This is a genomic window from Streptomyces luteosporeus, from assembly GCF_039532865.1.
GTDB lineage: Bacteria > Actinomycetota > Actinomycetes > Streptomycetales > Streptomycetaceae > Streptomyces > Streptomyces luteosporeus.
The window spans coordinates 260,709-281,071 of record NZ_BAAASL010000007.1 but is presented as its reverse complement, the minus strand read 5'-3'; the positions used below and the strand labels follow the sequence as shown (position 1 = coordinate 281,071).

At 71.7% G+C, this 20,363-nt stretch carries 16 protein-coding genes; 6 read left to right on the top strand and 10 right to left on the bottom strand.

Annotated features, from left to right (window positions below; translation table 11 throughout):
• Positions 1-5: 5 nt before the first annotated feature.
• Complete coding sequence (locus tag ABD361_RS11560; RefSeq protein WP_344434896.1) at positions 6-1,007, bottom strand: metal ABC transporter substrate-binding protein; 1,002 nt, start codon at positions 1,005-1,007, stop codon at positions 6-8.
• Positions 1,008-1,160: 153 nt separating this feature from the next.
• Here ABD361_RS11560 and ABD361_RS11555 point away from each other — a divergent pair, with 153 nt between their 5' ends.
• Positions 1,161-2,543: a glycine--tRNA ligase gene (locus tag ABD361_RS11555; protein WP_344434895.1), complete on the top strand. Its 1,383-nt coding sequence runs from the start codon at positions 1,161-1,163 to the stop codon at positions 2,541-2,543.
• A gap of 85 nt (positions 2,544-2,628) precedes the next feature.
• Here ABD361_RS11555 and ABD361_RS11550 read toward each other — a convergent pair whose 3' ends face one another.
• From ABD361_RS11550 to ABD361_RS11535, 4 genes are all read right to left on the bottom strand, one after another.
• Complete coding sequence (locus ABD361_RS11550; RefSeq protein ID WP_344434894.1) at positions 2,629-3,246, bottom strand: Uma2 family endonuclease; 618 nt, start codon at positions 3,244-3,246, stop codon at positions 2,629-2,631.
• 91 nt (positions 3,247-3,337) lie between these two features.
• Positions 3,338-3,925 (bottom strand): TetR/AcrR family transcriptional regulator, encoded by a 588-nt coding sequence (locus tag ABD361_RS11545; protein ID WP_344434892.1) that lies wholly within the window; start codon positions 3,923-3,925, stop codon positions 3,338-3,340.
• A gap of 80 nt (positions 3,926-4,005) precedes the next feature.
• Positions 4,006-5,010, bottom strand: coding sequence for an aldo/keto reductase (locus tag ABD361_RS11540; protein ID WP_344434891.1), 1,005 nt, complete (start codon positions 5,008-5,010; stop codon positions 4,006-4,008).
• Between the two features lie 96 nt (positions 5,011-5,106).
• A complete protein-coding gene (locus ABD361_RS11535; RefSeq protein ID WP_344434890.1) occupies positions 5,107-6,591 on the bottom strand; it encodes an MFS transporter in 1,485 nt (494 codons plus the stop codon).
• Positions 6,592-6,692: 101 nt separating this feature from the next.
• Between ABD361_RS11535 and ABD361_RS11530 the strand changes: the two genes are divergently transcribed.
• The 4 genes from ABD361_RS11530 to ABD361_RS11515 all read left to right on the top strand — a co-directional run bounded on the left by ABD361_RS11530 (position 6,693) and on the right by ABD361_RS11515 (position 13,466).
• Positions 6,693-7,613: a helix-turn-helix transcriptional regulator gene (locus tag ABD361_RS11530; RefSeq protein ID WP_344434889.1), complete on the top strand. Its 921-nt coding sequence runs from the start codon at positions 6,693-6,695 to the stop codon at positions 7,611-7,613.
• 54 nt (positions 7,614-7,667) lie between these two features.
• Entirely contained in the window at positions 7,668-8,813 is a 1,146-nt protein-coding gene (gene dusB / locus ABD361_RS11525; RefSeq protein ID WP_344434888.1) for a tRNA dihydrouridine synthase DusB, read from the top strand.
• Between the two features lie 394 nt (positions 8,814-9,207).
• Positions 9,208-11,931 carry a pyruvate, phosphate dikinase gene (gene ppdK / locus ABD361_RS11520; protein ID WP_344434887.1) on the top strand — a complete coding sequence of 908 codons (2,724 nt, stop codon included), beginning with the start codon at positions 9,208-9,210 and terminating at the stop codon, positions 11,929-11,931.
• Positions 11,932-12,404: 473 nt separating this feature from the next.
• On the top strand, positions 12,405-13,466 hold the full coding sequence (locus tag ABD361_RS11515; RefSeq protein ID WP_344434886.1) for an ArsR/SmtB family transcription factor: 1,062 nt from the start codon (positions 12,405-12,407) through the stop codon (positions 13,464-13,466).
• Between the two features lie 35 nt (positions 13,467-13,501).
• Here ABD361_RS11515 and ABD361_RS11510 read toward each other — a convergent pair whose 3' ends face one another.
• The 4 genes from ABD361_RS11510 to ABD361_RS11495 all read right to left on the bottom strand — a co-directional run bounded on the left by ABD361_RS11510 (position 13,502) and on the right by ABD361_RS11495 (position 18,491).
• A complete protein-coding gene (locus tag ABD361_RS11510) occupies positions 13,502-14,338 on the bottom strand; it encodes a carbohydrate ABC transporter permease (protein ID WP_344434884.1) in 837 nt (278 codons plus the stop codon).
• 9 nt (positions 14,339-14,347) lie between these two features.
• Positions 14,348-15,274 (bottom strand): carbohydrate ABC transporter permease, encoded by a 927-nt coding sequence (locus tag ABD361_RS11505; RefSeq protein ID WP_344434883.1) that lies wholly within the window; start codon positions 15,272-15,274, stop codon positions 14,348-14,350.
• Positions 15,274-16,527, bottom strand: a complete 1,254-nt coding sequence (locus tag ABD361_RS11500; RefSeq protein ID WP_344434882.1) for an ABC transporter substrate-binding protein — start codon at positions 16,525-16,527, stop codon at positions 15,274-15,276. The genes ABD361_RS11505 and ABD361_RS11500 overlap by 1 nt, the downstream gene beginning before the upstream one ends.
• A 71-nt stretch (positions 16,528-16,598) precedes the next feature.
• The gene (locus ABD361_RS11495) at positions 16,599-18,491 is read right to left on the bottom strand and encodes an APC family permease (RefSeq protein WP_425583197.1); all 1,893 of its coding nucleotides are present in this window, start codon (positions 18,489-18,491) and stop codon (positions 16,599-16,601) included.
• A gap of 227 nt (positions 18,492-18,718) precedes the next feature.
• Between ABD361_RS11495 and ABD361_RS11490 the strand changes: the two genes are divergently transcribed.
• Positions 18,719-19,309, top strand: a complete 591-nt coding sequence (locus ABD361_RS11490) for a hypothetical protein (RefSeq protein ID WP_344434880.1) — start codon at positions 18,719-18,721, stop codon at positions 19,307-19,309.
• 19 nt (positions 19,310-19,328) lie between these two features.
• Here the strand turns inward: ABD361_RS11490 and ABD361_RS11485 are convergent, their stop codons facing one another.
• The gene (locus ABD361_RS11485) at positions 19,329-20,258 is read right to left on the bottom strand and encodes an oxidoreductase (protein WP_344434879.1); all 930 of its coding nucleotides are present in this window, start codon (positions 20,256-20,258) and stop codon (positions 19,329-19,331) included.
• Positions 20,259-20,363 lie beyond the last annotated feature (105 nt).

The window sequence follows — 20,363 nt, the reverse complement described above, 5'->3', positions numbered from 1 at the left end:
TCCGCTCACTTGGTTCCCAAAGCCTTCTGCAGGGCGGCCAGATTGGCCTTCATCACGCCGAAGTAGTCACGGCCCCTGGAGGCGTCGGTGATGCCCTCCAGCGGGTCGAGCACGTCGGTCTTCAGCTTCAGGTCGCCCGCGAGCGTCTTCGCGGTGGCGGGGCTGGCGAGGGTCTCGAAGAAGACGGTGCTGACGTGGTGGTCCTCGGCGAGGGCGTGCAGCTGCTTCATCCGGGCGGCGCTGGGCTCGGACTCGGGGTCGACGCCGCTGATGGCCTCCTGGACCAGCCCGTAGCGCTCGGCGAGGTAGCCGAATGCGGCGTGGGTGGTGATGAAGGTGTCGGAGGCGCGGTTCTTCAGACCGGCCGCGAAGTCATTGTTGAGCGTGTCGAGCTTCTTCGCCAGCTCGCTGGCGCCCCGCTCGTAGTCGGCCCGGTGCTCGGGGTCGGCCTCGCCGAGGGTCTTCGCGACGCCCTTGGCGACCTGGGCGTAGCGGACGGGGTCGAGCCAGACGTGGGGGTCGGTGCCCGCCCCGTCCTGGTGGCCGTGGTGGTCGTCCGCGCCCTCGTCCGCGCCCTCGCCCTCGTGACCGCCGGCCTCGGCGCCGTGGTTCTCCAGGCGGGTGAAGGAGGCGGCGTCCGCGACGTGCTTGTTTCCGGACTGCTTGATGGCCGCGTCGACGGCGGGCTGCAGTCCCTTGAGGTAGACGATCGCGCCGGCGTCGGCGAGGGAGCCGGTCTGCCGGGGGGTGAGCTCCAGATCGTGGGGTTCGACGCCGGGCTTGGTCAGCCCCGTGACGTCGACGTGCTCGCCGCCGATCTGCTGCGCCAGGAATTCCATGGGATAGAACGACGCTATGACCTGCAGTTTCCCGTTCTTCTTGCCGTCGCCGGCGGTGACGGCGGAGCAGGCGGTGAGGGTCACGAGGCCGAGCGTCGCGGCGAGGGCGACGGCGGCGACGGGTATTCGGCGCCGGCTCCGGGCCGGACGAATCGGGCGTACGTTCATGACACTCATTTTCAACAAAGATGGAAACGATTGTCAACTGCGCGGCAGTCCGCGAGTGCGGTCAAGCCAAGGCCAGAGCCGATTTGATGAGAGGGGGTGCAGCGCCGGTAACCTGAATCATTCGCTGTTCGTCGTCGCAATGAAGAGAGCACCGTGGCCGCCGACAAGATCGACACCATCGTCAGCCTGAGCAAGCGCCGTGGCTTCGTCTATCCGTGCAGTGAGATCTACGGCGGCCAGCGCGCCGCCTGGGATTACGGGCCGCTCGGCGTCGAGCTCAAGGAGAACATCAAGCGCCAGTGGTGGCGCTACATGGTCACCTCCCGCGAGGACGTCGTCGGCATCGACTCGTCGGTGATCCTGGCCTCCGAGGTGTGGGTGGCCTCCGGCCACGTCGCCACCTTCACCGACCCGCTGACCGAGTGCACCTCCTGCCACAAGCGCTTCCGCGCCGACCACCTGGAGGAGGCGTACGAGGCCAAGCACGGCCGCCTGCCCGAGAACGGCCTGGCCGACGTCAACTGCCCGAACTGCGGCAACAAGGGCCAGTTCACCGAGCCCAAGCAGTTCTCCGGCCTGCTCTCCACCCACCTCGGCCCGACCCAGGACAGCGGCTCGGTCGCCTACCTGCGCCCCGAGACCGCGCAGGGCATCTTCACCAACTTCGCCCAGGTCCAGCAGACCTCCCGGAAGAAGCCCCCGTTCGGCATCGCCCAGATGGGCAAGTCCTTCCGCAACGAGATCACGCCGGGCAACTTCATCTTCCGCACCCGCGAGTTCGAGCAGATGGAGATGGAGTTCTTCGTCAAGCCGGGCGAGGACGAGCAGTGGCAGGAGTACTGGATGCAGCAGCGCTGGAACTGGTACACCGGCCTGGGCCTGCGCGAGGAGAACATGCGGTGGTACGAGCACCCGAAGGAGAAGCTCTCCCACTACTCCAAGCGCACCGCTGACATCGAGTACCGCTTCCAGTTCGGCGGCAACGAGTGGGGCGAGCTCGAGGGCGTCGCCAACCGCACCGACTACGACCTCGGCGCCCACTCCAAGGCCTCCGGCCAGGACCTGTCGTTCTTCGACCAGGAGGCCGGCGAGCGCTGGACCCCCTACGTCATCGAGCCCGCGGCCGGTGTCGGCCGCACCATGCTCGCCTTCCTCCTCGACGCCTACGTCGAGGACGAGGCCCCCAACGCCAAGGGCAAGCTGGAGAAGCGCGTCGTGCTGCGCCTCGACCCGCGCCTGTCCCCGGTCAAGGTCGCGGTCCTGCCGCTGTCCCGCAACCCGGAGCTCTCCCCGAAGGCCAAGGGCCTGGCCCAGGCACTGCGGCAGAACTGGAACATCGAGTTCGACGACGCCGGCGCCATCGGCCGCCGCTACCGCCGCCAGGACGAGATCGGTACGCCGTTCTGCGTCACGGTGGACTTCGACACGCTCGAGGACAACGCGGTGACGGTGCGCGAGCGCGACACGATGAAGCAGGAGCGCGTCTCGCTCGACCAGATCGAGGGCTACCTGGCGGCTCGCCTGGTGGGCTGCTGAGGTCGCTGACGCGAGCCGGCGACTGGCAACGCCCGAGGGCCCGGCCCACCGCACTGCGGTGGGCCGGGCCCTTCGCTGTCGGCGCTCAGGCCTTCCAGCCCTCGGTGTCGAGCTCGAAGTCGAACGGGGCGGGGATGTGCACCTTGTCGCCGAACTTGACCTGGGTGTGGGCCCGGTACCCCTCTTCGGGGGTGGGGTCGTGGTAGACGGTGACAGTGCCCTGCGCCATGTCGATCAGGACGTAGACCGGCACCTCGCCCTTGCCGTAGACGGACACCTTGTCGGTGAGGTCCGTCTTTCTTGTCGAAGGCGACGTCTGCTCGGCCACCAGGGACAGCGCCGAGCCGGGGAGCAGGATGCCGTCCACGGCCTCGATGGCTTCGGTGTCGGCCACATGCAGGTCTGGGCCGTACCCGCGTTCCTGCTGAGGGAAGACGTACAGGTTGGGGGACAGCAAAGCCTCGTGGCCGGCAGGGGCATGGGGCTCCAGCTGCTTCAGCAGGGATCGAAGGGTCGACAGATAGCGGCCCTTGGACCACGGCGACATGACGATGTTCCCCCCGATGATTTCTGCGCGATAGCCGACGGGCAGGTCGTCGTTGGCCTGCTCCAGGTCGTGGCAGAGCTGTTCGAACTCGGTCTTCGGCTCGGCTTCGTCTATCGGCTGGAACGCTTCTCGCGGCATGTCCACCATGACTGCCATGATGCCCCCCTGGCTCGGTGAGCGAGTCGATACACACCGTAGTGGCCCGCTCTGGCGTTCGCGCAAGCCGTGGCCAAGGGCCCAGCGTGCCCTAGCCGTGGGCGCGCAACCCCTTCACGACCAGGTCGCACACGGCCTCGAAGGCGTCGTCGATGTCCGGTGCCGACCACTGCGCCGCGTACGCCGGGTCGTGGAAGCGGCCGCTGGCGTCCCAGACGGCGCGGGCCGTGGCCGCGGGGTCGTCGGCGGTGAACTCGCCCCGGCGGACGCCGCTGTCGATGATCTGCTCCAGTTGCTCGATCATCGTCCGTATGTGGCGCTCCACGGTGGTGCTGTTCTCGTCGGCCAGCACCATGTACGTCGCGAACAGCTCCGGGTCGTCGCCGGCCTTGCGCCGCTTGGCGGCGAAGAGGGCCGCGAGCCAGTCGCGCAGGCGGGGCCCGGCCGGGCCCTCCGCGGCGGCGAGGGCGGACAGTTCGGCGTGCGACTGGTCGAGCCAGCGGTCGGTGACCGCCTCCCGCAGGGCGGCCTTGCTGGCGAAGTGGCGGTAGACGCTGCCGTGGCTGACGCCGAGCGCGCGGGCCACGTCGACCACGGTGGCCTTGGCCGGGCCGTAGCGGCGCAGCACGTCCTCCGTGGCTTCGAGGATGCGGTCGGGGGTCAGCGTCTCGGGCGGCATCTGGATGCGGGTCCCTTCCGGGGGCGGGTGGTCCTACGACCGTACCGGCAGCGGGGCGACCGTCCGGGGGTGTCCGGGGGCTACCGCTCGCTGTCCAGGTAGGTCATCTGGGACTCCGGGTAGCGGGAGCCGGCGGCGGCACCGGGCGGGACGGCCTCCTCGACGGCGGCGATGTCGGCCTCGCTCAGGGTGACGTCCAGCGCGCCCAGCGCCTCGGTGAGGCGCTCGCGGCTGCGGGCGCCGATCAGGGGCACGATGTCCGTGCCGCGGGAGAGGACCCAGGCGATGGCGATCTGCGCCACGCTCGCGCCCCGCTCGTCGGCGACCTTGCGCAGGGCGTCGACGAGGTCGAGGTTGTGCTGGAGGTTCTCGCCCTGGAAGCGGGGGCTCATGCTGCGGAAGTCGTTCGCGGCCAGCTGCCGGTCGCGGGAGTAGTGGCCGCTGATCAGGCCGCGGGAGAGCACACCGTAGGCGGTGATGCCGATGCCGAGCTCGCGGCAGGTGGGCAGGATCTGCCGCTCGATGTCGCGGGAGAGCAGCGAGTACTCGATCTGCAGGTCGGCGACGGGTGCGACGGCGGCCGCGCGGCGCACGGTGTCGGCGCCGGCTTCCGAGAGGCCGATGTGGCGCACGTACCCGGCCTGGACGAGCTCGGCGACGGCGCCGACGGTCTCCTCGATCGGCACGGCGGGGTCGACGCGGGCGAGCCGGTAGACGTCGATGTGGTCGGTGCCCAGGCGCTGGAGCGAGTAGGCGGCGAAGGTCTTCACCGCGGCCGGGCGGCCGTCGTAGCCGAGCCAGGCGCCGTCCGGGCCGCGCAGGGCGCCGAACTTCACGCTGGTCAGGGCCTGCTCGCGGGCGTGGGCGGGGGCGGTGCGCAGGGCTTCGCCGATCAGCAGCTCGTTGTGGCCCATGGCGTAGAAGTCGCCGGTGTCCAGCAGGGTGATGCCGGCGTCGAGGGCCGCGTGGATGGTGGCGATCGACTCGGTGCGGTCGGCGTCGCCGTAGAGGGCGGACATGCCCATGCAGCCGAGGCCGAGGGCGGAGACCTGGGGGCCGGTGGTGCCGAGGGTGCGGTGCAGCACGGGAGGGCTCCTTCGGGTGGGCAGGGGAGCGGGCCACGTACAGCATCGCGCATGGACTGACAGATTTCAATACCTGTCAGTCCATGCATCGGCCGGTCAGCGCACCGACTTCGGCAGGCGCAGCGTCAGCAGCACCGAGACGACCACCAGCACCAGCTGGACGCCCAGGGTGATCGCCAGCGCCTGCCGCATGCCGTTCGACGGCGTCAGCGACAGGAACAGCGAGCCCATCGTCGCCACGCCCAGCGCCATGAACGCCTGCTGCGTGGTGACCAGCACGCCGCTGCCGACACCCGCCCGGTCCACCGGCACCTCGCTGAGCACGAGCCGCATCGTCAGCGGCATCAGCAGCCCCTGGCCCAGGCCCTGCACGGCCAGCCCCGGTGCGAGGCCGAGGGGGCCGAGCCCGTCCCAGCCGTACCAGAAGGTCGCGGCCACGATCAGCAGGCCGGCGCCCTGCAGCAGCGCGCCGCCCGTCGCCAGGCCCCTGCCGTACCGCGCGGCCAGCCGCGGCCCGGCCAGGGAGCCGGCCAGGAACGTCACGCACATCGGCACCAGCGCCAGCCCCGCCGCCAGCGGCCCCAGCCGCAGGCCCTCCTGCAGGGCCACGGCGAGGACGAACATGAAGCCGCCCCACCCGATGGAGAAGGGGGTGATCAGCGTCAGCCCGCTGCGCACCGCGTGCACCCGCAGCAGGGACGGCGGCACCAGCGGGGTGCGCCCCGCCCGCTCCTGGCGGACCTCCACCACGACGAACGCCACGGCGGCCACCGGGAAGAGGGCCAGCAGCAGCCAGGACCACAGCGGCCAGCCCGCCGCGCGGCCCTCGGTCAGCGGCACCAGCAGCGCGACGAGCGTCACCGACAGCAGGAGCGTGCCCCAGCCGTCGACGCCGGTGGGCCGCTGCGAGCGGGTCTCCGGGACGGCCCGCGCCGTCAGCAGCAGGGCCACGGCGGCGATCGGGGCGTTGATCAGGAAGATCGAGCGCCAGCCGGTGCCGGCCACGTCGACGGAGACCAGGACGCCGCCGAGCACCTGCCCGACCGCGCTGACCACACCGGCCGTGCCGCTGTACAGGCTCATCGCGCGGGTGCGCCGCTGGCCGCTGGTGGTGGCCTGGATGGTGGCCAGGACCTGCGGCAGCATCAGCGCCGCCGCCGCGCCCTGGGCGACCCGGGCGGCCACCAGCGTCCAGGCGTCCGGCGCCAGGCCGCAGGCCACGGAGGTCACGCCGAAGGCCGCCGTGCCCCAGCCGAACAGCCGCCGCCGGCCCACCATGTCGCCGAGCCGCCCGCCGAGCACGAGCAGCACCGCGTAGGCGATGCCGTAGCCACCGACCACCATCTCCAGCAGCGCCGGGCCGGCGTGCAGGTCGTGGTCGATCGTCGGCAGCGCGACGTTGACGATGAAGAAGTCCAGGAACGGCAGGGCGGCTCCGAGCAGGACGGTCGCCAGGCCCAGCGGGGTGAGGACGGTGTCGGCCGTGCCCGCCTGCGGCGGGGACGCGGCGGGCGCGGGGGAGGGGGACGAGGGGGAGGGGACGGTGACGGGGGCTGTCGGCGATATCCGGGGTTCACTCACGGATACGACGATGGCAGTGGCCGGAGCCTGGTACCAGATTGTTCTTATCCTGGTACCTGCAGTACCTGGAAACAGCCTGTTCCGGACCGCACCCTGGGGTCATGACGACGATGACGTTCGAGCCCTCCGCCGTAACCGTTCCTACGGCGGACGACGTACGCCGCCGGGAGCTGGCGGCCTTCCTGCGCTCCCGCAGGGAGCGCATCACGCCCGAGCAGGTGGGGCTGCCGCGCGGCCCGCGCCGCCGTACGCCGGGGCTGCGCCGGGAGGAGGTGGCCCAGCTCGCCGCCGTCGGCGTCACCTGGTACACGTGGCTGGAGCAGGCCCGGGACATCCAGGTCTCCAGCCAGGTGCTCGACGCCCTCGCCCGCGCGCTGATGCTCGACCGCGGCGAGCGCGGCCACCTCTTCGCCCTGGCCAACGCCGTCGACCCGCAGCCCGGCACGGACAGCGCCGGCATCACCCCGGCTCTGCGCGAGATGCTGGAGCAGCTGGAGCCGCTGCCCGCCTCCGTGCAGAACGCGCGCTACGACATCCTGGCCCACAACCGCTGCTACGGCAGGCTGATGAACGACCTCGACGCCATGCCGCCCGAGAACCGCAACTGCCTGTGGCTGCACTTCACCGATCCCGTCTGGCGCGCCTCCGCGCTCAACGGGGCGGAGGCGCGGCGGGCCATGGCCGCCAAGTTCCGCGCCGCCATGGCCGAGCACATCGCCGAGCCGGCCTGGAAGTGCCTGCTGCGGCGGCTGCTGGAGGCCTCGCCCGAATTCGGCGAGCTGTGGGCGCGGCACGAGATCATGCCCGTCGACGACCAGCGGCCGGCGATCCTGCAGCACGCCCGGGTGGGCCTGCTGCGGCTGAACCACACCAGTCTGTGGACCGGCCCCACCCCCGGCACCCGGCTGATCGCCTTCACGCCCGCCGACGAGGACAGCCGGGAGGGGCTGCGGCGCCTGCACGCCCTGGCGCTCGCCGAGGAGGCCGGGGAGGACGACCCACGGGGGGTCTGCGCCGAATGAGGGACAATTAACGGTCAGCCCGACCGTCCGCACCACTTCGAGGAAGCTCCCTCCATGACGCTCCAGATCGGTCCGCACTCGGTGCAGCCGCCGGTGGTCCTGGCCCCCATGGCGGGGATCACCAACGCGCCCTTCCGCACCCTCTGCCGTGAGTTCTCCGGAGGCAAGGGGCTCTTCGTCAGCGAGATGATCACCACCCGCGCGCTCGTCGAGCGGGACGCCAAGACGATGCGGCTGATCCACTTCGACGACACCGAGAAGCCCCGTTCGATCCAGCTCTACGGCGTGGACCCGGTCACCGTCGGCAAGGCCGTCCGCATGATCGTGGACGAGGACCTCGCCGACCACATCGACCTCAACTTCGGCTGCCCCGTCCCCAAGGTCACCCGCAAGGGCGGCGGCTCGGCCCTGCCGTACAAGCGCAATCTGCTGCGCTCGATCCTGCGGGAGGCCGTGGGCAACGCCGGAGCCCTGCCGGTGACCATGAAGATGCGCAAGGGCATCGACGACGACCACATCACCTACCTGGATGCGGGCCGCATCGCCGTCGAGGAGGGCGTCACCGCCATCGCCCTGCACGGGCGCACCGCCGCCCAGCACTACGGCGGCACCGCCGACTGGGAGGCGATCGCCCGGCTGAAGGAGGCCGTGCCGGAGATCCCGGTGCTGGGCAACGGCGACATCTGGTCGGCGGAGGACGCCGTGCGGATGGTGCGCGAGACCGGCTGCGACGGCGTGGTCGTCGGGCGCGGCTGCCTGGGCCGGCCGTGGCTGTTCGCCGACCTGGTCGCCGCCTTCGAGACGGGCTCCTTCGAGACGGGCGGTACGGGGGACAGCGCGCGGCCCACGCTGCGGGAGGTGGCCCGGGTGATGGTGCGCCACGCGCAGCTGCTCGCGGAGTGGCTGGAGGACGAGGAGCGCGGCGTCATCGACTTCCGCAAGCACGTGGCCTGGTACACGAAGGGCTTCGCGGTCGGTTCGGAGCTCCGGAAGAAGCTGGCAATCGCCTCATCCCTGGACGAACTGGACGCTCTTTTGAGCGAGCTCGACCTGGACCAGCCCTGGCCCGCCGGTGCCGACGGCCCCCGGGGTCGTACTTCCGGACGTAATCGCGTGGTGCTTCCGGACGGATGGTTGGACGACCCGTACGACTGTGCAACCGTCGGCGCGGAGGCGGAACTCGACACTTCGGGCGGGTGAAACCGGGGTGGACGCGAAGTGATTCTCGCCACCTCTGATACATGATGCGCTCAGATGAGCGCTCTGATCGGGGGTGCACCTCTCATAGGGGTGGCACTGCGTGCCACCCCTTTTCCCTTCAAGAGTCGACGTCATGCGCCGCCGAACAGTGGATTTTCTCGACTCGCTGTGATGGAGCGATTGTTTTCGGTCATCTTCTCTTCGGAAGTTGAAGGAAGCGGGTTGAAACCTCAGATGAGCGGAAGACTTTCGATCTGCTGGCTGACGGGTGGTTGCGCCCCCAGGTTGGCGGAGTAGACCTCCCTAGACGCCTTCGATCTGGGTACGCTCCCCGCCGTCAGGGCAGCCCTCCCCCCAGCGTCCCCGGGAGGCCCCGAGTGAGGAGTCGATTCCCGTGCCGGTAACCGAAGATCGCCAGAAGTTCGTCTACGACTTCACCGAGGGCAACAAGGACCTCAAGGACCTCCTCGGCGGTAAGGGGGCCAACCTCGCCGAGATGACGAACCTGGGTCTGCCCGTGCCGCCCGGCTTCACCATCACCACCGAGGCCTGCAAGGTCTACCTCGACGGGGGCCAGGAGCCGCCGTCGATGCGCGACGAGGTCAGCGCCCACCTGACGGCCCTGGAAGAGCGCATGGGCAAGAAGCTGGGCCAGCCCGACAACCCGCTGCTCGTCTCGGTGCGTTCCGGCGCCAAGTTCTCCATGCCCGGCATGATGGACACCGTCCTGAACATCGGCCTGTCCGACGCGTCCGTGACCGGCCTCGCCGCCCAGGCCGGCGACGAGCGCTTCGCGTGGGACTCCTACCGCCGCCTCATCCAGATGTTCGGCAAGACCGTCCTCGGCGTCGACGGCGACCTCTTCGAGGAGGCGCTGGAGGAGGCCAAGCGGGCCAAGGGCGTGGCCACCGACGTCGAGCTGGGCGCGCAGGACCTCAAGGGCCTGGTCGAGCAGTTCAAGGGCATCGTCGCCAAGGAGACCGGCCGCGACTTCCCGCAGGACCCGCGCGAGCAGATGGACCTCGCCATAAGGGCGGTCTTCGAGTCCTGGAACGGCGACCGCGCCAAGCTCTACCGCCGCCAGGAGCGCATCCCCGGCGACCTGGGCACGGCCGTCAACATCTGCTCCATGGTCTTCGGCAACCTCGGCCCCGACTCCGGCACCGGCGTCGCCTTCACCCGCGACCCCGCCAGCGGCCACCAGGGCGTCTACGGCGACTACCTGCAGAACGCCCAGGGCGAGGACGTCGTCGCCGGCATCCGCAACACCATGCCGCTGGCCGAGCTGGAGCGCATCGACAAGGCCTCCTACGACCAGCTGATGCAGATCATGGAGACCCTCGAGACGCACTACAAGGACCTGTGCGACATCGAGTTCACCATCGAGCGCGGCAAGCTGTGGATGCTGCAGACCCGCGTCGGCAAGCGCACCGCCGGCGCCGCCTTCCGCATCGCCACCCAGCTGGTGGACCAGGGCCTGATCGACGAGGCCGAGGCGCTGCAGCGGGTGACCGGCGCCCAGCTGGCGCAGCTGATGTTCCCGCGCTTCGACGAGAAGGCGAAGACCGAGCTGCTGGGCCGGGGCATCGCCGCCTCGCCGGGCGCCGCGGTCGGCCGGGCCGTCTTCGACTCCTACACCGCCGTGAAGTGGTCGCGCTCGGGCGAGAAGGTCATCCTCATCCGCCGCGAGACCAACCCCGACGACCTCGACGGCATGATCGCCTCCGAGGGCATCCTGACCTCCCGCGGCGGCAAGACCTCGCACGCGGCCGTCGTGGCCCGCGGCATGGGCAAGACCTGCGTCTGCGGCGCCGAGGAGCTGGAGGTCGACACCAAGCAGCGCCGGATGACCGCGCCGGGCGGCGTGGTCGTCCAGGAGGGCGACGTCGTCTCCATCGACGGCTCCAGCGGCAAGGTCTACCTCGGCGAGGTGCCGGTCGTGCCGTCGCCGGTCGTGGAGTACTTCGAGGGCCGCATGCACGCCGGTGCCGACGACGCCGACGAGCTGGTGCAGGCCGTGCACCGGATGATGGCGTACGCCGACCGGATGCGCCGCCTGCGGGTGCGGGCGAACGCCGACAACGCCGAGGACGCCGCGCGCGCCCGGCGGTTCGGCGCCCAGGGCATCGGCCTGTGCCGCACCGAGCACATGTTCCTCGGCGAGCGCCGTGAACTTGTGGAACGACTCATCCTCGCCGACACCGACGCCGAGCGCGACGAGGCACTCAGTGCCCTGCTGCCGCTGCAGAAGGCCGACTTCGTCGAGCTGTTCGAGGCGATGGACGGGCTGCCGGTCACCGTCCGGCTGCTCGACCCGCCGCTGCACGAGTTCCTGCCGGACATCACCGACCTGTCCGTGCGCGTGGCCCTCGCCGAGGCGCGGCAGGAGCCGCACGAGAACGAGCTGCGCCTGCTGCAGGCCGTGCACAAGCTGCACGAGCAGAACCCGATGCTCGGCCTGCGCGGTGTGCGCCTGGGCCTGGTCATCCCCGGCCTGTTCGCCATGCAGGTGCGGGCCATCGCCGAGGCCGCGGCCGAGCGGGTGGCGGCCAAGGGGGACCCGCGTGCCGAGATCATGATTCCGCTGGTGGGCACCGTCCAGGAGCTGGAGATCGTGCGCGAGGAGGCCGAGCGCGTCATCGCCGAGGTCGAGGCCGCCAGCGGCGCGGACCTGAAGCTGCCGCTCGGCACGATGATCGAGCTGCCGCGCGCCGCGCTGACGGCCGGTCAGATCGCCGAGGCCGCCGAGTTCTTCTCCTTCGGCACCAACGACCTGACCCAGACGGTGTGGGGCTTCTCCCGCGACGACGTGGAGGCCAGCTTCTTCACGGCGTACCTGGAGAAGGGCATCTTCGGCGTCAGCCCCTTCGAGACCATCGACCGCGACGGCGTCGGCTCGCTGGTGCGGGCGGCCGTCGAGGCCGGCCGGGCCACGCGGCCCGACCTGAAGCTGGGCGTGTGCGGTGAGCACGGCGGGGACCCGGACTCGGTCCACTTCTTCCACGAGGTGGGGCTGGACTACGTCTCCTGCTCGCCCTTCCGGATCCCGGTGGCCCGCCTGGAGGCGGGCCGGGCGGCGGCCCTGAACGGTACGGCGGGCGGCAGCGACAGCCGCTGAGCCGCACCAAGGCTCCGGAGCCGGTATGGGATGACCTCGACCCTCAGACCCTGACGGCTCCGGTACGACAGGAGGGGCAGCGCCCGTGCGGGGGGCTGCCCCTCCTGTGCATGTCCTTGCCAGATGCCCGACCGGACCGGGCGTAACCCGCCCGTAACGGGCGGGCCATGCGCCGGGGCATGGCGAAGGGGCGGCGCCCGTGCGGGAGCGCCGCCCCTCTTTACTCCCCCACCGGGAGTTGTTGCCGCCCGCATCGGCTCGGGCGGCAACTCGCGTACTCAGCGTCCGCTTATTCGCTCGCCACCCCCCACGGGAACGAGCGGTGCGGCCCTGAGTGCGTGAATAGCATTTCGCTTGTGCGATGTTCGCCGCGAGTCCTTTCAACTGTGGCCAAAAGGGCGTGGTAACACCTCGTATCGGTGTGCATACTCAGTGAGCGGGGGGTGGCCGCGGATGTCTCATGTGGGGGTTTGGTGCTGCGTGTCCATTTCACTGGACTCGATCTGGCCCGGTTGCGCCTGGCCGGCGACCCGGACGTGCTCTGGGAAACCGTATTGAGCCTGCACCGGCTCCGGGACAAACAAGGCGAGTCGATCTTCGGTGATTGGCGGTCGGAAACCCGGGCTCGGTTGAATGGTGAAACTCGGCTACTGGCGCCGCTGGTACCTCCCCGCGGATATTTCCCCGACTTCCTGACGCCACCGGAAGGGTTAGCGGGACTCGACTCCGGCATACAGGCGCTGCGGGCCACCCCGGCCGAGCGGGTGCACGACGAGTTGTCCCGGTTGTCCACCGTGCGGACCCTGCCGGCTTGGATACGATCGCTCGCCGACGGCGACACCCGCGCCTTCGGCAAGCTGATCGCCGCGCTGCACGCGTACCACGACGCGGCCATCGCGCCCTACTGGTCGCACATCCAGGCCCAGATCGAGGCCGACCGGGCCGTGCGCGGCCGGGCCCTGCTCGACGGCGGCGCGGACGCGCTGCTGTCCTCGCTGCCGCCGACGATGCGCTGGAACGCGCCCGTGCTGGAGGTCGACTACCCCGTCGACCGCGACCTGCACCTGGGCGGCCGCGGGCTGCTGCTCCTGCCCTCCTTCTTCTGCCGCCGCACCCCCGTGGCGCTGCAGAACCCGGAGCTGACCCCCGTGCTGGTCTACCCGGCGCGCACCATGTCGGAGACGGCGCCGGTGGTGCCCGCCGCGCCCAAGTCGCTCGGCAAGCTCGTCGGCCACACCCGCTCGGCGGTGCTGGGCTCCATCGGCGGCGGCTGCACCACCAGCGAACTGGCCCGCAGGGTCGGGGTGTCGGCGGCCTCGGCGAGCCAGCACGCCGGCGTGCTGCGGGAGGCGGGCCTGGTACTGACCCTGCGCAACGGCAGCGCGGTGATGCACACCCTCACGCCCCTGGGCGCGGCCCTGCTGCGCGGCGGCCACGCCCACGGCCACCGCGGTCCCCAGAACCGGCCCCGCGTTCAGTCGTCGATCCCCGAACGCTCGACCCCGGCGACGATGCTGCAATCTCCCGGGGGATGACCCCCGGACCCCCAGCCGCGGCCGGGCCCGGGCCGTCAGTCGTCGATCCCCGAACGCTCCACCCCCGCAACGATGTAGCGCTGCAGCAGCAGGAAGACCAGCAGCAGCGGGAGGATCGAGACGGCGGCCGCGACGAACAGTTCGTGGATCTGGACGGTCTGGGCCGTGGTGAACGTCGACAGCGCCACCTGCACCGTCCAGGAGTCGCGGCCCTGGCCGATCACCAGCGGCCACAGGAAGGCGTTCCATGCGCCGATGAAGACGATCGTGCCCACGGCGGCGAAAACCGGACGCGAGTTGGGCACCACCACGCGCCAGTACGTGCGCCAGTGGCCGAGCCCGTCCACCTGGGCCGCGTCCTCCAACTCCCGGGGGAAGCCCAGGAAGTACTGGCGGAAGACGAAGCAGGCGAAGGCGCTGAAGAGGGTGGGCACGATCAGGCCGCGCAGCGTCGAGATCCACCCGAGCGAGGAGACCAGCACGAACGACGGGACGAAGGTGACCGCGGCCGGCACCAGCAGGGTGCCCAGGATGGCGTAGAAGACGGCGTCGGCGTGCCGGTAGGGGATGCGGGCCAGCCCGTAGCCGGCGAGGGAGGCCAGCAGCAGCGTGCCGAGGGTGGTGGCCACGGCGATGAGCGAGGAGTTCAGCAGGGCCCGGGCCATCGGCACGTCCGGATCGGTGAACAGCTCCCGGACGTTGGAGAAGTGCGGGCTGTGCGGGAAGAAGGTCCAGCCGGGCGCCGTGATCTCCTCCTCGCTCGCCAGGCCGCCGCGCACCAGGAGGTAGAAGGGGATCAGGAACAGCACGGCCAGGGCGCACAGCAGCACCATGCGCAGGGCCCGTCCGGCACGTACGAGTGCGTCGTCCACGTCGCGTCCTCAGTCCTCTCTGCGGCCGAGCCCGGACCAGCGGGCCTGCAGGATCGTCGCCACCGCGATGACGAGCGCCAGCAGCACCGCCCCGGCGCTGCCCAGGCCCAGGTCCTGCCCCTGGCCGAGGGCGATGTAGTACAGGTGGACCAGCGGCGGTCTGGCGTAGGGCGGGTAGCCGCGCTGGTCGGACAGCAGGTTGTAGAACTCGTCGAACGCCTGGAAGGCGTTCACGACCAGCAGCAGGACGACGGCCACCGAGGTGCTGCGCAGGGCCGGGAAGGTGATGTGGCGGAAGGTCTGCCAGCCCGGCCGGGCGCCGTCCAGGGCGGCCGCCTCGTACAGCCGGGGCGGGATGCGCTGCAGGCCGGCCAGGAAGAGCACCATGTAGAAGCCGGTCTGCAGCCACAGCCGCACACTGACGATCACCAGCCAGTACCAGGGCGGGTCGGCCTCCGCCAGCCAGGCCACCGGCTCGGCGCCGAACCAGCCCAGGACGGTGTTGGCCAGCCCGAAGCGCACCCCGTTGAACAGCGACAGCTTCCACACCGTGGCGGCGACGACGTAGCTGCAGGCGGTGGGCAGGAAGAAGACCGACCGGAAGAACGCCCGGGCCACGCGCAGCCGGCCCACGGCCAGGGCCAGGGCGAGCGACAGCGCGAAGGTGGCCGGTACGACGAAGACGGTGAAGACGGCGAAGGTCACCAGCGAGGAGCGGAAGGAGGCGTCGCCCAGCAGCTCGGCGTAGTTGGCCAGCCCCACGAAGTCGCTGGGGGAGACGGTGTTGTGGGCGTCGAAGAAGCTCAGGTACACGCTCCAGGCGAGCGGTACGTACGTGAAGAGGGCGAGCCCCGCGGCGAAGGGGCCCACGAAGATCCAGAACCACAGGGTGCGGTGCCGCTGCCGGGCGGCCGGGGCGCCTTCGGAGGCGGGCATCAGCCGTGGTTCCGTACGCGCCGCAGTTCGGCGCCGGCCTTGCGGGCCACCGCCTTGAGCTCGCCGGCGGGGTCGGCGCCCTCGCGGATGATGCGGCTGAGCGCATCCAGATAGGCGGTTTGGCTGGCCGCCGTCCACAAAAGGGGCACCGCCCAGCCGTGGTCCTTGGTGAAGCGCACGATGTCGGCGGCAGCCCCCGACGTCAGCCGGTCGGCGCGGGCGGCCAGGGAGGTGCGGGCGGGGACGTGCAGCCCGTAGGACTGGGCGAAGTCGAGCTGGAAGTCGGTGCGTTCCACCCACAGCCACTTCACGTACGCCTCGGCGGCCTCCCGGTGGGCGCTGCGGCTGCTGACGGCGGCCGCCCACGCCCCCACGGGGACGGCGGGGCGCCCGGCCGGGCCGTCCGGCGGGAAGGGCAGCACCCCGAAGTCGTCGCCGAGCGCCTTCCTGACCTGCGGCAGCGCCCACAGCCCGCACCACTGCATCGCGGCCAGGCCCTGGGTGAAGGCGGCGGGGTTGAACCAGTCGGTGGGCGCGCCCAGCAGCAGCGAGCCGTCGGTGTGCAGCCGGTGGAGCTTGCCGAGGGTGCGCGCCGCGGCCGGGTCGTCGAAGCCGACCCGGCCGTCGGGGGTGACCAGCGACAGGCCGGCCGCGTACAGCGGTGTGCCGCCCAGGGCGCCGGCGCCGCCGGCGTTGCCCAGGAAGAGCCCCTTGACGTCCTTGCGGGTCAGCCGGCGGGCGGCGTCGACGAGCTCGTCCAGCGACTGCGGAGGCCGCACTCCGGCCGCCTGGAGCAGACTGCGGCGGTAGTAGAGCACCTGGGTGTCCACCAGCTGGGGGATGCCCCACACGCGCCCCCGGTACGTGCGGGGCGCCAGCAGCGCGGGGGCGAAGTCGTCCTTGGCGTCGCCCAGCAGGGCGGTCAGGTCGGCCACCTGACCGCCCTGGATCTGGTCGATCGTGGGGCCGGCGACCTCGAAGACGTCCGGACCGGAGTCGGTGAGCAGGGCGGCGGCCGTCTGCTGGTCGTAGTTGCCCGGCCGCCATTCCACGCCGACGTCGGCCACCTTGTACGCGGCGGCGTACCGCTCGACGGCCTGCCGGGTGCCCGGCTCGCCGTACTGGTGGTACCACTGCGCCAGGCGCGGCCCCGAACCTCCGCCACCGCGCCCGGTGTTGGTGCCGCACCCGGGCAGCGTGGCCAGCCCCAAGCCGGCTCCGCCGGCCAGGAGGGTTCTGCGACTGATCGGCATCCGGGCTCTCCCCTCGCGCTTCCGTCGTAAGGTCAACGATCAGCGATGAGGGGCGATGTCGAACAGAGGTGTCAGCGTCGCATGTCGGCCAATTCCTCGGCGCTGCGCGCCGGGCCGATGCGAAAGCGCAGCCGGCAGATCACGGCGTCGGTGTCGCGGCGCACGGCGTGCGCCAGCACGGCGCCGCGCTGGTTCTGCAGCAGCCGCTGCCACAGGCGGGCGGGCTCGACCTCGGGGATGAGCACGGTGATGCGGTTGTCGGGGCGGCGGGCGGTCAGGTCGCGCACGTAGTCGACGACCGGGCGGCCCAGCGAGCGGGAGGGGGCGGGCAGCTCCACCAGCTCGACGCCGGGGTTCCACAGCTCCCAGTCGCGGCGCAGCGACTCGGCGGACCTGCGGCCCTCGGCGTCGGGGTGGACGACGGTGACGGCCACGGCCTCGTCGCCCAGGGAGACGGCGGCGGTCAGGGCCTTGCTGGTCAGGCGGGAGAGCGAGGAGACGGGGACGACGACCAGCGAGTGGCAGCGGCGCGGCGGCTCCGGCACCCGGCCCAGCTCCAGCCGCTCGCTGATGCGCGCGTACGCCCGGTGGACGGTCTCGAAGGCGAGCACCAGCAGGGGCAGGGCCAAGGCGATCAGCCAGGCGCCCTCGGTGAACTTCGTGGCCGTCACCACGACGGTGGCCACGCCCGTCAGCAGCGCGCCGAAACCGCTCAGGAACGCCTTGCGGCGCCATCCGGGGGCGTGCTCGCGCCGCCAGTGGCGCACCATCCCGACCTGGCAGAGGGTGAAGCCGACGAACACACCGATGGCGAACAGCGGCACCAGGGTGTTGACGTCGCCGCCGGAGAAGACCAGCAGCAGGGCGGAGACCACGCCGAGCGCCAGCACGCCGTGCCGGTGGACCTGGCGGTCGGCCTTGAGGGCGAAGACGTGCGGCAGGTAGTTGTCGCGTGCCAGCAGGCTCATCAGCACGGGAAGGCCGCCGAAGGAGGTGTTCGCCGCCAGGGCGAGCAGGACGACGGTGGAGAACTGCACGACGTAGAACGCCCAGGTGTGGCCGAGGGAGGCGTCCGCGAGCTGGGCGAGGACGGTGACGCCCTCGACCGGCTGCAGGTGGAAGCGGCCGATGAGCACCGACAACCCGATGAGCATCAGGCCCAGCAGCGCGCCGAGCGCGACCTCGGTGCGCTGGGCGCGGCGGGCGGCCGGGGCGCGGAAGGCGGGGACGGCGTTGGCGACGGCCTCGACGCCGGTGAGGGCGGAGCAGCCCGCGGCGAACGCCTTGAGCAGCAGCAGGGCGCCCACCGACGTGGCGCCGCCGGCCAGGGCGGAGGCGTGACCGGCGGCGGCCTCGGTGCTCACGGGGGCGGAGCGGAAGAGCCCGACGACGATCAGGGCGAGGATCGAGCCGACGAAGACGGCGGTGGGCACGAGGAACGCCTTGGCCGACTCCACGATGCCGCGCAGGTTGACCGCGGTGACCAGGACGAGCACGCCCAGGCACAGCCACAGCCGGTGCGCGTACAGGGAGGGCACGGCCGAGGTCAGGGCGGCGACGCCGGCGGTGACGGAGACGGCCACGTTCAGGACGTAGTCCAGGACCAGGGAGGCCGCGGTGACCAGGGAGGCGCGCCGGCCCAGGTGCCGCTTGGCGACGGCGTAGGAGCCGCCGCCGTCCGGGAACGCGGCGATGACCTGCCGGTAGGAGGCGACGAGCACCGCCAGCAGAACGGCGATGGCGAGGGTGACCGGCAGCGTGAAGCCCAGGCCGTGCGCCCCGGCCGCCGCCAGCACCAGCACCACCGACTCGGGCCCGTACGCCACCGATGCCATGGCGTCGAGCGACAGGGCCGCGAGCCCCTGGACGGCGGTCAGCCGGTGCCGCTCCTCCCCGCGGGCCGCGGCGCCGGTATCCGGCGGCTCCTCTCCCGTCCCGGCGCGCTGCTCCGAATTGGCCAGCATGGACATCTTTTGTCGTACCTCCGTTGGTCGGAGGCCCAGCGTCTGCCCGGTCCGCCGGGACCGCGCCCGCTCTTGTCGCGTTCTTGATGCTTTCTGCGCGAATCCGTATGCGATCTTGATGTCTTCTGTGGCGCGATGTCAGTGCAGCGCAAGGATTGGCCAAGACCACGTCAGTACGCCGTCAACGCTCCATGGCAGGTACAGCGATCCGCCCTAGCGTCAGCCCCATGGGACGGCGACAGACCATGCGCGCACGGGTGCGCATCCTCGACGCGTACGGACCGGCCGGCGCCGGCGGCCCCGTGGCGGCCGCTGCGAAAGTACTGGCCCGGGACCGCACCTGGCGCCGCGAGGCACGGGCCGCCTGGTGCTGCGGGCTCGCACTCGGTGGCGTGCTCCTCCTGGCCGACCTCGCCCGCGGCAGCCTCGACGCGCCGCGCGGCTGCTGCTGGGCCGTCATCGGCATGACGCTGGTGGCCCTCCTGCGGCCGGCGCGCATCAGCGCCGGCGCGAACTGGCTCGCCTCCCGCGGCCTGTTCGGGGAGCGGCGCGTGCGCACCGACCTGCTCGTCCAGGTGCGCCGCGCCGACGGGGTGGCCCCGCGCCTGGTGCTGCGCGACGCCGCCGGCGGCCGCGTCGAGCTCGACCCCGGCGTGCTCGCGGCGAACCCGCTGCTGTGGCACCTGCTCGACTCCGGCGCGCGCCGCTCCCGCCGGCGCGGCCTGCTGCGCGAGGGCGCGCCCGTCCTCGCCGCACTGGCCGAACGGGTCGACGGCGACGGCGCCCGGCAGCTGCTGCGCTCGGCCGGCCTGGAGTAGGCGCCCGGCGCTCCGCCTCCTACTCCCAGTCGTACGTCACCCCGGTCAGCCGCTCCGACAGCCGCCACAGCCCCGCGCTCGCCCGGTCGTCCCGCGTCCAGCCGGCCCGCACCGAGCGCACGGGCGCCCCGCGCCACAGCTGCAGGCGCGGGCCGAAGAAGTCGTCGGGGCGCACGTCCGGTGCCGTGGCGGCGTACAGCGACGGCAGGGCGCCGGCCTCCGCGCTCTGCGCGAGGAACCGATTCAGCAGCTCCACCAGGCGCTCCCGGGCCGCCCGCTGCTCCATGCGCGGCCCCGCCGCCTGCAGGTTGGTCGCCGCATAGCCCGGATGGGCGGCCACCGCCACGAGCGGCGAGCCCGCGGCCGCCAGCCGCCGCGCCAGCTCGTGCACGAAGAGCAGATTGGCGCTCTTGGAACGGCCGTAGGCCAGCCACCGCCGGTAGCGGTGCTCCATCTGCACGTCCCGCGGATCGACCGTCCCCAGCACGTGCATCCCGCTGGAGACCGTCACCACCCGCGCCCCCGCGCCGGCCGCCCGCAGCCGCGGCAGCAGCAGCCCGGTCAGCGCGAAGTGCCCCAGGTGGTTGGTGCCGAACTGCATCTCGAAGCCGTCGACCGTCTGCCGCTGCGGCAGCGCCATCACCCCGGCGTTGTTGACGAGCACGTCGATCCGCTCGTCCTTCAGATCCGCCGCGAAGGCCCGCACCGACGCCAGGTCCGCCAGGTCCAGCAGGGCCAACTCCACCTCGGCGCCCGGCACCTGGGAGCGCATCAGCTCCTCGGCCGCCCTGCCGCGCGTCTCGTCCCGGCACGCCAGCACCACCCGGGCCCCGCGCCGCGCCAGCTCGCGGGCGGTGACGAAGCCGATGCCGCTGTTGGCGCCCGTCACCACGGCCGTGCGGCCGCTCTGGTCGGGGATGTCGCTCGCTCTCCAGCCCTTCCTCCGCACCTGCGCTCCTCCACGTCGATTCCACGCCGTTTCCACGCCGGTTGCACGCCGGTTCCACGCCGGTGGGCGGCTCCACGGACCGGGGCCGCCCGGCGGACCCACGAT

Coding starts and splice junctions, on each gene's coding strand:
- ABD361_RS11545 (WP_344434892.1), bottom strand. CDS start 3,925: ATGCCGCCCGAGACGCTGACCCCCGACCGCATCCTCGAAGCCACGGAG.
- ABD361_RS11530 (WP_344434889.1), top strand. CDS start 6,693: ATGACGACGATGACGTTCGAGCCCTCCGCCGTAACCGTTCCTACGGCG.
- ABD361_RS11490 (WP_344434880.1), top strand. CDS start 18,719: ATGGGACGGCGACAGACCATGCGCGCACGGGTGCGCATCCTCGACGCG.
- ABD361_RS11550 (WP_344434894.1), bottom strand. CDS start 3,246: ATGGCAGTCATGGTGGACATGCCGCGAGAAGCGTTCCAGCCGATAGAC.
- dusB (WP_344434888.1), top strand. CDS start 7,668: ATGACGCTCCAGATCGGTCCGCACTCGGTGCAGCCGCCGGTGGTCCTG.
- ABD361_RS11560 (WP_344434896.1), bottom strand. CDS start 1,007: ATGAACGTACGCCCGATTCGTCCGGCCCGGAGCCGGCGCCGAATACCC.
- ABD361_RS11500 (WP_344434882.1), bottom strand. CDS start 16,527: ATGCCGATCAGTCGCAGAACCCTCCTGGCCGGCGGAGCCGGCTTGGGG.
- ABD361_RS11505 (WP_344434883.1), bottom strand. CDS start 15,274: ATGCCCGCCTCCGAAGGCGCCCCGGCCGCCCGGCAGCGGCACCGCACC.
- ABD361_RS11495 (WP_425583197.1), bottom strand. CDS start 18,491: ATGCTGGCCAATTCGGAGCAGCGCGCCGGGACGGGAGAGGAGCCGCCG.